Genomic DNA, 12,878 nt, shown 5'->3' with positions numbered 1-12,878 from the left:
TTAGGGCTTCTCAGCCGACAGCTCTTTCGAGATTTCCGCGGTTTGCGCAGCGGAGCCCCACGACGGCGCGTCGCTGCCGTCACCCCAGGCGCGCGGGCGATAGAAGGTGTGCACGCCGAACCTGTACATCTTCTTCATCTCGCTGACCCAGGACGGACGCACCCAGTACGCGTGGTAATGCGTCGATTTCCCGACCTCCGGCAGCCACAGACGGCCGTCGAGCGTTTCCTTCGCGATCTTCTTGGCGCGCTCCCACATGTCGGGTTCCTTGACCACATCGCGGATACCGTCACATGCAAACGTGAACTGGCACGCGAGATGACGGTTTGCGTTCTGGTAGACGACGCCGCAGATGGTGGTCGGGTAGTAGCCGGAGAACGCACGGTTGACGACAACCTGCGCCACCGCGATCTGGCCACGCACCGCTTCACCCCGGGCCTCGAAATAGATCGCGTCCGTCAGGCACTTCTCGGCTTTCGGACGCGACTTGGCATCGAGGCCGAGGCGCTCCGCAGGCGTGCGTTGCCGCGGCGTCTCCGCATTCACTTGCCCCTTGTTTGCGACGCTCTCGCCACCGGCCACAGCGGATGGATCGGCAGGCAATGAAGCCGTCACTTTCATCTCGGGGTCCGCGCCCGGCGTGACAATCATCGGCTCCTCGCCTGCCTGCCAGCGTTCAAGCGACTCAGCAGACGATCCAAGAGAGGAGTTTCCAAAGAACAGGCTCGACGTCTTGAACGAGAAGCCATCCCGGTCCGGCGATGTCGACGCTGCGGCGACCATCTCAGAGGACTGCTCCGGCGCGGCGTTGAGCGGATGATCGGGCGGCAGGTTCTGCAGCGATGACGAGGCTTCATATTGTGGCAGATGCGGCGCGTTCAGCGCATCCGCCAATTCTGCATCGAGCGGCTCGTGTGCGGATGCGGATGGTGGCTTCTCACTCTCCGCAGGCACGGTGACTTCAGCGGTCTTCGCGCCACGCACGTTCGGAGCGAACTGACCTAGCTGCGGTGAGCTCTCCTGTGGAACTTCAGGCTCAGGCACCGGAAGAGGAAGGCGATCTCCTTTCGAGGAGCGAACCACCTTCGGAAAATCAGATCGCTGCTGCGGCCGTAGCGCGCGCCCCAGCGGATGCTGGCTGATCGAACTGGCAATATCGCTGCTATCGCCCTCAAGGCTGGCCAGACGATAAAGGGCGACTTCGGGTGTCTGCGTCCCGATCGGACGCGGAAGATTGAACGACGCGACCTGCAGCATGCGGCGCGACGACGCAAACAGGTACTGCTGCAGCCGCTCCGCCACACCAGGCTGACGGGCGAGCAAAGCTGCGAGATCCTGATAGCCGATTTGGGTCGGTGTCACTGTCAACAGACAGAGGACAAGGCCGAAGGGCGCAAACTGCGCACCCTTCGACCTGTTACGCAACACAGGCATCGATACGCTCACGCAACTAACACTTACACATATTCACGAGATCGAATGCACAACCGATACAATTCGATCGATTGCGTTCGTATCGAATTAAAGTTGCTGCGGAGTTAATCACTGCGTCACGCGCGCCACACGCAAGTGAAGCCTTCATTCCGGGCAGTCGTTTCGAATGCGCTGGTAAATATCGCGTCGAGCAAGATCGTAAACGGCGCGTCAATTGACAAAGTAAATGAATCGTTCGCGGCTCAAGCAGCAAGCACCGCACAAAAAAAATCTGCCCGGGACAAGCCCGGGCAGACAACATGTCGTTCAATGAACGAGTGAACCTTACGCCTGGCTGGCGACGGCCTTGCCAAGGGCGGCCTGTGCTGCAGCAAGGCGAGCGATCGGCACGCGATACGGCGAGCACGACACATAGTCGAGCCCAACCTCGTGACAGAAAGCGACGGAGGCTGGATCGCCGCCGTGTTCACCGCAGATGCCCATCTTGAGGCCGGGGCGTGTTTTGCGGCCACGCTGCACGCCGATCTTCACCAGTTCGCCGACGCCATCACGATCGACCGAAATGAACGGATCGATATCGAGAATGCCGCGCGCGACGTAGGTGCCGAGGAAGCTTGCCGCATCGTCACGGCTGATGCCGTACGTCGTCTGCGTGAGGTCGTTGGTTCCGAACGAGAAGAACTCCGCGGTCTTGGCGATCTCGTCCGCCAGCAGACAGGCGCGTGGCAGTTCGATCATCGTGCCGGTCTGATAATCGAGCTTCGCACCGGTCTCACGCATCACCGACTGTGCTGTCGCATCGATACGCGCCTTGATCAGATCGAACTCAACGCGGGTTGCAATCAGCGGCACCATCACCTCAAGACCCACCGGCTTTCCGGTGCGCTTGGCAGCTTCCGCCGCCGCCTCGAAAATGGCGCGCGCCTGCATCTCGGCGATTTCCGGATAGGCGATCGCGAGACGGCAACCGCGGAATCCGAGCATCGGATTGAACTCCGCCAGTTCACGCACGCGATCCGCGATCCTGCGTGGATCTGCGTGCATGACACGCGCGACTTCCTCGATCTCGCTCTGGGAGTGCGGAAGGAACTCGTGCAACGGCGGATCGAGCAACCGGATGGTGACCGGCAGGCCCTGCATGATCTCGAACAGATCAACGAAGTCCGCGCGCTGCATCGGCAGAAGCTTGGCCAGTGCCGCGCGGCGGGCCTGCTCGTCTTCAGCCAGGATCATTTCGCGGACGGTGCGAATGCGCGTCTCTTCGAAGAACATGTGCTCGGTGCGGCAAAGCCCGATGCCTTCCGTGCCGAACTTCAGCGCGGTGCGCGCATCAGCCGGCGTGTCGGCGTTGGTACGGACCTTCAGCTTGCGCACCTGATCGGCCCAGCCCATCAGCGTGTTGAAATCACCCGACAGTTCAGGTTCGATCATCGGCATGCGGCCGGCCAGCACCTGGCCCAGCGCGCCGTCGATGGTGATAACGTCGCCCGCCTTGAAGGTGCGGTCGCCGACGGTCATGAGACCGCGGCCGTAATCGACCCGGATCGTACCGCAGCCCGAAACGCAAGGCTTACCCATGCCGCGCGCCACGACCGCCGCGTGAGAGGTCATGCCGCCACGCGTCGTGAGAATGCCTTCAGCAGCGTGCATGCCGTGAATGTCTTCCGGCGAGGTCTCGACGCGGACCAGAATGACTTTGCGGCCATCGGCCTGCAGCTTGGCAGCCTCGTCCGATGAGAACACGATTTCGCCGGCCGCGGCACCCGGAGACGCCGGCAACCCCGTCGCGATCACGTCACGATTGGCGCCAGGATCGATGGTCGGATGGAGCAACTGATCGAGCGACGCCGGGTCGATCCGTGAGATCGCATCCTTCTTCGAGATCAGCCCTTCATTGGCGAGATCGACAGCAATGCGCAGCGCCGCCTTGGTGGTTCGCTTGCCGTTGCGGGTCTGCAGCATCCAGAGCTTGCCCTGCTCCACCGTGAATTCCAGGTCCTGCATGTCGCGGTAGTGCTTTTCGAGCAGCGTGTAGATGCGCGTCAGTTCCTTGAATGCCTCCGGCATCGCAACTTCCATGGACGCCTTGTCGGATCCGGATTCCTTGCGCGCATGCTCGGTGATGTCCTGCGGCGTACGGATGCCGGCGACGACGTCTTCGCCCTGAGCGTTGATGAGGAACTCGCCGTACAGCAGCTTTTCGCCGGTGGACGGATTACGCGTGAAGGCCACACCCGTTGCCGAGGTGTCGCCCATATTGCCGAACACCATGGACTGGATGTTGACGGCGGTGCCCCAGGATTCAGGAATGTCGTGCAGGCGGCGATAAGTGACCGCGCGCGCATTCATCCACGAGGAGAACACGGCACCAATCGCGCCCCAGAGCTGATCATGCGGATCCTGCGGGAACTCGCTGCCGGTCTCTTCAGCCACAGCGTTCTTGTACTTCCCGACGAGATCAACCCAGTCTTCGGCGGTCAGTTCGGTGTCCAGCGAGTAGCCCTTGCTGTCCTTGTAGGTGTCAAGGATATCTTCGAAGTGATGATGCTCGAAACCGAGCACGACATCCGAATACATGGTGATGAAGCGACGATAGCTGTCATAGGCAAAGCGGCGATCGCCGGAGAGCGATGCCAGCGCTTCAACGGTTTTGTCATTCAGGCCGAGATTGAGGACCGTGTCCATCATGCCCGGCATCGACGCACGCGCACCGGAGCGCACCGACACCAGCAGCGGATTCTTGGCATCACCGAAGGTCTTGCCCGCGATCTTGCCGACCGCTTCCAGCGCCTTTTCAACCTGCGCTTTCAATTCCTTCGGGTAGGTCTTGTCGTTGGCGTAGAAGTACGTGCAGACCGAGGTCGGGATCGTGAAGCCGGGAGGCACCGGCAGGCCGAGATTGGCCATTTCGGCGAGATTCGCTCCCTTGCCGCCGAGCAGGTCGCGCATGTCAGCCTTGCCTTCAGCACGGCCGTCGCCAAACGTGTAGACCCACTTCCCTGCCTTCGGCGCCGGAGCCGCTTTCGGGCTGCTCTTGGCCGCGGCTTTGACCGGAGGCTTGGATTTCACAGTCGATTTGACGGCTGGCTTGGCTGCCGACTTGGCCGGCGCCTTCGCGGCTTTCTTGGCCGCAACTGGCGCGGCTTTCACAGCCTTGCGCGCTGATTTCGCAGCGGCAGGCGATGCAGAGGGCTTCGATGCAGAAGGCTTGGATTTGGCAGAAGACTTAACGAGGGGCTTTTTGGGCTTAGATGAGGCTTTGGCCATGGCTTCCAGACGCTGCGTGAGGGAAACGGCAGGCGGGTTACACCACGGTTTGAAGCCCCCGCGCAAGCCGCGCGAGGGCTATTCTCAACGTCAATGTGGTGACTTTTAGGGCTAGGTGCCGTCTCCGACTAACCGCCCCAAGCCGTTACTTGATGATCCCCAGGCCGATAATCCCGACCAAAATCAGATAAATCGCGACGATGAAATTCAACAGCCGGGGCATGACGAGAATCAGAATGCCGGCAACCAGGGCAACGATCGGCTGAAGATGAGTTGAGAGATGCATCAAGAGTCTCCGGCAATCAGGAATGACAAAGCGAATCGCTGAGAAATTTATCCTCGCGTGCGCAGTGACGATAGCAGGTGATTTTGAACGCCATACGAGTTCCTGTTGATCCCGAAAATGCCGCAATGAAGCCACGCATGGCGCAGGAACGATGCCCAGTGGGAAGTATTGACCCGACGGCATGATTGCCGAGAGGCCCCAATTTTTCTCAGGAGACGACAGCCATGCGTAAACCGATTCTCGCAGTTGCCTTGCTGGCCAGCGCCGCAGCGATGCCGCTCGCCGCGCAGGCCCAGCAGCGCATTATCGTCGAGGAAGGCGTGACGACGGGGCTTAGCGGTCCCGGCGTCGGGTTTATCGACGAAGACGAACGCCCGCAGTTCAGGCGGTATGTCGTGGAAGAGCGCGTGCCTTCCTACTCCGTCAATACGCCGGTGAGGGTGGGCACCATTCTTCCTGAAGCAGGCGTGACCTATTACGACGTGCCGCAACGCTTCGGCGCGACAAGCTATCGCTATACTGTCGTGAACGATCGTCCGTTGTTGGTGGAGCCGCGCACCCGACGCGTCATGCAGGTGATCGAGTAGCAGCTAAGACGGCATAAAACCCGCCCAGTCATCTGGGCGGGTTTTATTGTGCCGCGTTATGCAGCCTGCATCATGGACATCATACTGCTGGTGGACCTGTAATTCTGGACCAGCGTGTCGCGGAATGCCGGAGTCCAACCAACCGCCAGGCGCTCTTCGTCGCTCATCGCCGAATAGCTTTGCAGAACGCCCAGGCTAAATTGTAAGGGATCTCCGCTCGATTGGCTTTGCTTCATCGACGAGAGCATGCTGTTGCGCGTCCGCGAGTTCAATTCCTTCTTGGCCGCGATCACTTCCTGCAAGGAGAACAGGTTGTTCTGGTTCAGGGCAATCGCCGACAGCGCGCGGCCATCCATGGTCGAGAAATCGACCAGCTGGCCGGTCTTGCGGCCAGGCTCGTACACCAGTTCCCGCCCATTCTGGTTCGCGTCCTGCGCCTGCGTATCCAGCGCGGTACGCACGTCCTTTGCGACAGTGCCAAAATCCTTTTGAACTTTCGCGGGTGTACCGTGAGGATTTTTCGCCAGATAAGCCGCAACCGGATCACTCGGAATGCCAGAGGGGATCGCATCCGGCTTCTGTTGCGCGGCCTGATATCCCTTTTGAACCGCCGCGTGCTGCGCGGCCCATGTCGAGGTCGCTTTCTCCTCGCTGCCAGCGGCATCGAGATAATTGAGCGCGGCCTTGTAGACGACAGTGTAATTGTTCGTCATCGCCGCGGTTGCGGCTGCGGGCGCAAGCGCAGCGTCGAGACGGCTTTTCAGCTCGTTGGAGGCAACACTTTGCTCATCCCCCGTGAATTTTCCGCCGGCATTGCTTGAAATGGCGAACAGCGAGCGGCGATCCAGTTTCGACAGATCGATTGTCTGCTTGCCGTCATTGGTGAGTGGCCGGGTGACCTGTGCGGCAGCGTAGAGATCGTCGAGCGACTTCCGCGCATTGCTCACGACAGTGGCATGGTCAGGGGTCGTCGCCGCACTCGCGAGCCGGGCGCGGGCGGCGTCCGACAGTGTCAGATTCGTCGCAGCATTCGGATCAACAGAACTTCCGGTGTCGGCTGCATTCAGAATGTTGGCCAGCGAAGGTTGAATCGCAGCAGCCCTCGCATAGGCCGAGCCGAACTGGGCATACGCGTTGTTGGTAAAGGCAGCTATCGATGTCATCTAAAGGTCCTCGCGCGGGCCGAAAAACAGCCTCGGTTAAAAAACCGTTATGCGAACGGAACCTTTCAGATCATGGTTAACGAACGGTAAATTCCGTCCCGAATCCGGACAGAGCTGCCCCTAGTGTGGGGCAGACCTCGTCGTCAGTCCTGAATCTTGGAGAAATCCGCCACGGCGCGGGTCGCGGCCCGGATCTCGTTGAGCAGCTTGAGGCGATTTTCGCGCACGGATGGGTCGTCGTCGTTGACCTTCACCTTGTCGAAAAACGAATCGACCGCAGGACGGAGCTTGGCCATAGCCGTCATGGCCGCGGCGTAGTCCTCCTTGGCAACAGCGGCACCTGCATCAGCCTTCACCTGGCCGATAGCGCTCGCCAGCGCCTTTTCTTCATCGAGCTGATAGAGCGACGCATTCGGCGCGCCTTCGAACGATTTGCCGTCCTTCTTTTCCTCGATGCGCAGGATGTTCGCGGCACGCTTGGTGCCGGCAAGCAGGTTCTTGCCGTCATCGGTGTCGAGGAATTTCCCCAGGGCTTCGACACGGCGCACGATCATCAACAGATCGTCCTGCCCTTCGAGCGCAAACACAGCATCGACAAGGTCATGCCGCGCGCCCTGGTCGCGAAGCTGCACTTTGAGGCGATCGGCGAAGAAGGCGAGCAGATCCGTGATCTTGTCGCTCTGTGCGCCGAACTGCGACGACGCAACCTTCGCAAGGCTGAACTTCAACGAGTTGTCGAGCAGCAGCCGGATCACGCCGAGCGCCGCACGGCGGAGCGCAAACGGATCCTTTGATCCTGTTGGCTTTTCATCGATCAGCCAAAAGCTCGCTAGAATGTCGATCTTGTCAGCGAGCGCGACCGCAATCGATACCGGATCGTTTGGCACGCGATCATTTGGGCCCTGCGGCTTGTAGTGATCCTCGATGGCAGCCGCAACGCTCGGATCTTCACCTGCAGCCTGGGCGTAGTATTTCCCCATCAGGCCCTGCACCTCGGGGAATTCACCCACCACTTCGGTGAGCAGGTCAGCCTTGGCGAGATGCGCGGCGCGCTTGGTCTTCTCGACATCGGCACCAACGAGCGGCGCGATGTCAGCCGCAAGCTGCTCGATGCGCGCAATGCGCTCGGCCTGTGTCCCGATCTTTTCGTGGAACACGATCTGCGCGAACTTCGGCAGCCGGTCTTCCAGCTTCGTCTTCAAGTCGGTTTCGTAGAAGAACTTCGCATCGCTCAGCCGCGCGCGGATCACGCGCTCGTTGCCGTCGATGATCGCCTTGCCACCATCGGTGGCCTCGATATTCGCGGTCAAGATGAACTTGTTGGCGAGCTTGCCGGTCTTCGGATCGCGCACCACAAAGCATTTCTGGTTGTTGCGAATGGTGGCGCGGATCACCTCGCCCGGGATCGAGAGGAAATCCTCATCGAACGACCCCATCAGCACCACCGGCCACTCGACCAGACCCGACACCTCGTCGAGCAACACCTGATCCTCGACCAGCTCATAGCCCTGCGCGAACGCAAGCTGCTTGGCATCCGCCAGGATGATGTCCTTGCGGCGCTGCGGATCGAGAATGACCTTCGCCTCTTCCAGCTTCGAGACATAGTCGTCGAAACGACGCACGGTGAATTCACCCGGCGCCATGAAGCGATGGCCACGGGTGGTCTGTCCGGCCTCGATGCCGGCGATATCGAACTTCACGACATCCGGCTCTTCGGTCTCGGGACCGAAAGTGGCGATGATCGAATGCAGCGGCCGCACCCAGGTCAACGCGCCGGGCTTCGCCGAGCGTTCGCCCCAGCGCATCTGCTTCGGCCACGGGAAGGTGCGAATGATCACGGGCAGAATTTCTGCGATCACATCGATCGCCGGACGACCCGGTTTTTCGAGGAGAGCGACGTAGAAGTCGCCCTTCTTCGGATCTTTCTGAAGCTGCGCTTCATCCAGCGACTTCAGTCCAGTCGCCTTCAGGAAGCCCTGGACCGCCGCGTCGGGCGCACCGACCTTGGGTCCTTTACGCTCTTCCTTGAGATCGGGCTGGCGTACGGGAATGCCGTGAACGGTGAGCGCGAGGCGGCGCGGTGTTACGAATGCCTTCGCGCCTTCATAGACAAGGCCTTCGGCAACCAGCTTGTCGGTGACCAGGCGGCGCAGATCGTCCGCCGCCTTCGCCTGCATGCGCGCGGGAATTTCTTCGGAGAACAGTTCAAGCAAAAGATCAGGCATCGCTTATGCTCCACCTGCTTCGGTATGAACCCACGCCTCGCCGCACGCCTTGGCAAGCTCGCGAACACGCAAAATGTAGCTCTGGCGCTCGGTCACGGAGATCACACCACGCGCATCGAGCAGATTGAAGACATGACTCGCCTTGATGCACTGGTCATAGGCCGGCAGCGCCATCAGGTGACGCTCTTTCTTGCCGCCTTCCCAACCCGCTTCGAGATAGGTCTTGCACGCGCTCTCAGCCATTTTGAATTGCTCGAACAGCATCGCCGTATCGGAATGCTCGAAATTGTGCCGCGAATATTCCTGCTCTGCCTGCAAGAACACGTCACCATAGGTCACCTTGTCGGCGCCCTCGCGGCCGTTGAAATTGAGGTCGTACACGCGGTCGACGCCCTGCACATACATCGCAAGCCGCTCGAGGCCGTAGGTGAGTTCGCCGGCGACCGGCGCACATTCGACGCCCGCGACCTGCTGGAAGTAAGTGAACTGCGACACTTCCATGCCGTCGCACCAGCATTCCCAGCCGAGGCCCCACGCGCCCAGCGTCGGGCTCTCCCAGTCGTCCTCGACAAAGCGAATGTCGTGCAGGTGGGAATCGACGCCGATGGCAGCGAGCGATTTCAGGTAAAGCTCCTGGATATCCGGCGGCGACGGCTTCAGGATCACCTGGAACTGATAATAGTGCTGCAGCCGGTTTGGATTTTCGCCGTAACGGCCGTCTTTCGGTCTGCGCGACGGCTGCACATAGGCAGCGTTCCAGCGCTTCGGCCCCAGCGCGCGCAATGTCGTCGCCGGATGGAACGTGCCCGCTCCCACTTCCATGTCATAGGGCTGCAGGATGACGCAGCCGTAGTCCGCCCAATAGCGCTGCAGCGTCAAGATCAGGCCCTGGAAAGAGCGTTCGGGGCGCATATGCGGCGGGGTTGAGTCCATGAGGTGGTTTCTAAGATCGCTTTAAGGATTGGTGAGGCCTGATTTGCGCGCGGACCGTATCGGCGCAGGCGACTGGAATCAAGGCAAGGAAACCGGGAAACCCGTCGTCCGCGGACGCGTCTTCCCCGCCGGTTTGGCGGTCAACGCCACTGCAGATTAGCCGGAAAATCGCTCAAACATCGCGCGCCGGCGAAACGTCCCCTTAACTGCCATGGCAAAAGCCGGACGGCGATGTGGCCTTCGTTAGGAACTCGCCGCTAAATCTGCCCATGAACAAAAAGCCGGATAACCGGCCAAATATAACAGTACCGGGGCGTATCATGTTCGTGTCTGAAATCATGGCGGCCATTGTCATCATCATCGGGATCGGCACGATGATGTCCGAAGATCTCCGTCCCTATCGCTAAAGCGACAGCTCGATACGGAACATTAGCCCGGCCGGTATGTCCCAGTGTCGGGATCAGGCCGCAGCGTTGGCGCATCGTCACGAACGTCAACATGGGCCTGGCGCGCTTCGTCGAGCTCGCGGTTGATGCGTCGGCTCTCGCGCGTCGCGAGACGCACCAGAGCCGCCCCGCCAAGAATTCCGGCGACGATGAGAATCAGCGGCGGCACGAACTATCTCCCATCAGGTTTGACAACCAAGCAACCAACTTCCAGTCCAGACGGACATTCGTCAAAGCCCGTAGCGAGCCCAGATCGCGCGGGCCTCTAACGCCGAAATCAAATCCTCCGGCAGACTATGTACGTTCAGTGAACCCGCACCGGGCTTGCGTCCGAGCGCTCCCGACAACAGTCCTGCCGAGGGCGCGATCACAGGCGTCCGCACCTTGTCGCCATAGCGCACCCGCAAAACGGTGCGGATATCGCCAATGGCATCGGTGAGACCAAGCTTCACAGCACGTTCGCCAGCCCAGTATTCGCCCGTGAACAGATAGCCGTCTTCGCCCCGCAACCGCGCGCCACGGCTCTGCTTCACCAGATCGATGAAAGTGTCATGGATTTCACGCTGGATTGCCTTCAGGCGCGCCACGTCATCGGGGTTCTCCGGCAAGAACGGATCGAGCGTCGCCTTGTGCTCGCCCGACGTATAGAGCCTGCGCTCGATGCCGACCTTCTTGATCAATTCCTGGAACCCGAAGCTGCCGCCGACAACGCCGATCGATCCGACGATGGACGAGGGGTCGCAGAAAATTTCATCCCCCGCGCATGCGATCATGTAGCCGCCCGATGCCGCGACATCCTCGACAAACACCAGCACCGGAAGTTTCTTCTCGGCAGCGAGCGCACGAATGCGCTGATAGATCTGACGCGACTGCACCGGCGACCCGCCGGGCGAATTCACGAGCAGGGCAACCGCCTTGGCGCCCTTGGTCGCGAACGCGCGCTCAAGTGTCTTGGCAACGCCTGCAAGGGTCATTCCGGATCTGAGCGGCGTCACCGCACCGATCACGCCGGACAGCCGGACCACCGGCACCACCGCCCCGCCACGCAAGCGTGCGGGCAGGACACTCTTCAGCCGGTTCCAAAATCCGTCGTTGTGGCCACTCTCGTCAGACATCGAACGTCCTTCACATTTACGGTTTATTATTCGGCAACTGGCATCAAGAAGTCACGGTTCATTCAGCAAAGGTTTACTGTCTTTGCGTCGGAATTCGCGCTACCCAGCCGGTCGAGATGGTTTCCCGGCGTTTGCAGGCATCGCGACCGGGTGAGCCCCAAACTGGAACATAAGTTGCTTTTGAAGTATCTGGCTGCCGGCGCAGCCCAATAGGTGCTCCGATGAAAATCTATCTCCTGATGCTGCTGATTGGCGCCCTTTTCACGGCCATCCACTTCACATCCGCGCCGGAAGTGAAGTCGAAATCGGCTCCTCAATAAGCCCTCACGGGCGCCCTGCGCCTCGATTTATGGCCCTTTAGACGGCTTTGCCAGCGGCAGAACCTCCCTGCCGTCCAGAATGGCCTGAACGCCGGCATCCGCCCCTGTCTCGCTCCTCAGCACAAGACCCCGGTGCAGAACCAGCGGCGCGCGTCCTCCCTTGACCGCCTTCACCAGGATCCGAATGGCCCCCGCTTCGGCTGCAGGATGCACCGGTTGGATTTCCAGACTGCCAAACCCACGGTCGAGCGCTTCGATCACACCGGCTAGCCCGTCCGCCCGCCAGATCGCGGTCAGCGTGCCCCCGGGTTTCAGAACCCGGCGCGCAGTATGCACCCATTCTTGCAGTGTTTCCGGTGTCGCCATATGAGCGACCTGCCGCCCCGCATCGGGCGAGGCGCGATGGCGCGCGGCGTCGTTGAACGGCGGGTTCATCAACACGACGTCGACACTGTCCGCACCGAGGCTTTCTGCGGCCAGAACCGCAGCCTTTGCGGTCACGTCCTGCACGATGACCTGTGCCTGAAGCTGATTTGCATCGGCATTGGCCTGCGCCAGCGCGGCGAGCGCTTCGTTGATCTCCACGAGAACCAAATTTATACCGGGTACACGTGTGGCGACCGCCAGCCCAGCGGCGCCGACCCCGGCGCCAAAATCGACGACACGATCGCCCCCACGGGCTGCCGTTGCCGCGGCCAGCAGGATCGCATCATGTCCGGCGCGATGGCCGCGCTTCGGTTGGAGAAGCCGCAACCGTCCGCCCAGAAACAGATCGTCGGTCACATCGCCTTTCGGCTCAGCCATTGTCCCGCAACTCATGGGCCAGCCCGGCTTCGGTCAGCAGGCGCCGTGCGGCCAGATTATCGTCCTCGTGGACGAGGATACGCCGCGGCAGGACGCCCAGCGATCCTTCGATAACGCTCATGTTATTGTCGAGGACGAGATGATGGATATTCGCACCGTCAAGCAGCGCGCCGACGGCCGATACCAGCACCATATCGTTGGTCCGCATTAGTTCGCGCAATGCAGCTTTCTCCTGTTGCTAGAACGGCCTATATGGCCCCTCTTGCCGCGCCGCGCGGCAGTTTCTATGGTGGCCAAA

The 12,878-nt window shown here is 60.8% G+C and carries 12 protein-coding genes; 2 read left to right on the top strand and 10 right to left on the bottom strand.

From position 1 onward, the window contains the following. The 3 genes from ACP0KA_RS15150 to ACP0KA_RS15140 all read right to left on the bottom strand — a co-directional run bounded on the left by ACP0KA_RS15150 (position 1) and on the right by ACP0KA_RS15140 (position 4,987). Complete coding sequence (locus ACP0KA_RS15150) at positions 1-1,434, bottom strand: cell wall hydrolase (RefSeq protein WP_424629575.1); 1,434 nt, start codon at positions 1,432-1,434, stop codon at positions 1-3. Positions 1,435-1,758: 324 nt separating this feature from the next. Beyond that, positions 1,759-4,701 carry a pyruvate, phosphate dikinase gene (gene ppdK, locus ACP0KA_RS15145; protein WP_424629574.1) on the bottom strand — a complete coding sequence of 981 codons (2,943 nt, stop codon included), beginning with the start codon at positions 4,699-4,701 and terminating at the stop codon, positions 1,759-1,761. Positions 4,702-4,846: 145 nt separating this feature from the next. Beyond that, entirely contained in the window at positions 4,847-4,987 is a 141-nt protein-coding gene (locus ACP0KA_RS15140; RefSeq protein WP_424629573.1) for a DUF3096 domain-containing protein, read from the bottom strand. A gap of 224 nt (positions 4,988-5,211) precedes the next feature. On the opposite strand from ACP0KA_RS15140, the gene ACP0KA_RS15135 reads away from it, so the two are divergent. Then, positions 5,212-5,574 carry a DUF1236 domain-containing protein gene (locus ACP0KA_RS15135; RefSeq protein ID WP_424629572.1) on the top strand — a complete coding sequence of 121 codons (363 nt, stop codon included), beginning with the start codon at positions 5,212-5,214 and terminating at the stop codon, positions 5,572-5,574. A 56-nt stretch (positions 5,575-5,630) separates the two neighbouring features. On the opposite strand, the gene ACP0KA_RS15130 is transcribed toward ACP0KA_RS15135, so the two are convergent. The 3 genes from ACP0KA_RS15130 to ACP0KA_RS15120 form a co-directional block, all read right to left on the bottom strand. Next, positions 5,631-6,737 carry a hypothetical protein gene (locus ACP0KA_RS15130; protein ID WP_424629571.1) on the bottom strand — a complete coding sequence of 369 codons (1,107 nt, stop codon included), beginning with the start codon at positions 6,735-6,737 and terminating at the stop codon, positions 5,631-5,633. 143 nt (positions 6,738-6,880) lie between these two features. Then, positions 6,881-8,962 carry a glycine--tRNA ligase subunit beta gene (gene glyS, locus ACP0KA_RS15125; protein ID WP_424629570.1) on the bottom strand — a complete coding sequence of 694 codons (2,082 nt, stop codon included), beginning with the start codon at positions 8,960-8,962 and terminating at the stop codon, positions 6,881-6,883. A 3-nt stretch (positions 8,963-8,965) separates the two neighbouring features. Continuing rightward, complete coding sequence (locus tag ACP0KA_RS15120) at positions 8,966-9,895, bottom strand: glycine--tRNA ligase subunit alpha (protein ID WP_424629569.1); 930 nt, start codon at positions 9,893-9,895, stop codon at positions 8,966-8,968. 269 nt (positions 9,896-10,164) lie between these two features. Between ACP0KA_RS15120 and ACP0KA_RS15115 the strand changes: the two genes are divergently transcribed. After that, positions 10,165-10,302 carry a hypothetical protein gene (locus ACP0KA_RS15115; RefSeq protein ID WP_424629568.1) on the top strand — a complete coding sequence of 46 codons (138 nt, stop codon included), beginning with the start codon at positions 10,165-10,167 and terminating at the stop codon, positions 10,300-10,302. 22 nt (positions 10,303-10,324) lie between these two features. Here the strand turns inward: ACP0KA_RS15115 and ACP0KA_RS15110 are convergent, their stop codons facing one another. The 4 genes from ACP0KA_RS15110 to ACP0KA_RS15095 all read right to left on the bottom strand — a co-directional run bounded on the left by ACP0KA_RS15110 (position 10,325) and on the right by ACP0KA_RS15095 (position 12,800). Further along, the gene (locus tag ACP0KA_RS15110) at positions 10,325-10,510 is read right to left on the bottom strand and encodes a hypothetical protein (RefSeq protein WP_424629567.1); all 186 of its coding nucleotides are present in this window, start codon (positions 10,508-10,510) and stop codon (positions 10,325-10,327) included. Positions 10,511-10,571: 61 nt separating this feature from the next. After that, positions 10,572-11,456, bottom strand: a complete 885-nt coding sequence (locus ACP0KA_RS15105) for a S49 family peptidase (RefSeq protein ID WP_424629566.1) — start codon at positions 11,454-11,456, stop codon at positions 10,572-10,574. 347 nt (positions 11,457-11,803) lie between these two features. Further along, on the bottom strand, positions 11,804-12,580 hold the full coding sequence (locus tag ACP0KA_RS15100; RefSeq protein WP_424629565.1) for a methyltransferase: 777 nt from the start codon (positions 12,578-12,580) through the stop codon (positions 11,804-11,806). Further along, the gene (locus ACP0KA_RS15095; protein WP_424629564.1) at positions 12,573-12,800 is read right to left on the bottom strand and encodes a DUF2007 domain-containing protein; all 228 of its coding nucleotides are present in this window, start codon (positions 12,798-12,800) and stop codon (positions 12,573-12,575) included. The genes ACP0KA_RS15100 and ACP0KA_RS15095 overlap by 8 nt, the downstream gene beginning before the upstream one ends. Positions 12,801-12,878: the final 78 nt, after the last annotated feature.

This window comes from Bradyrhizobium sp. SYSU BS000235 (genome assembly GCF_049747295.1).
In the GTDB taxonomy this organism is placed as follows: Bacteria; Pseudomonadota; Alphaproteobacteria; order Rhizobiales; family Xanthobacteraceae; genus Afipia.
Note: the sequence above shows the minus strand (reverse complement) of the source record. Positions and strands in the feature narration are given on the sequence as shown.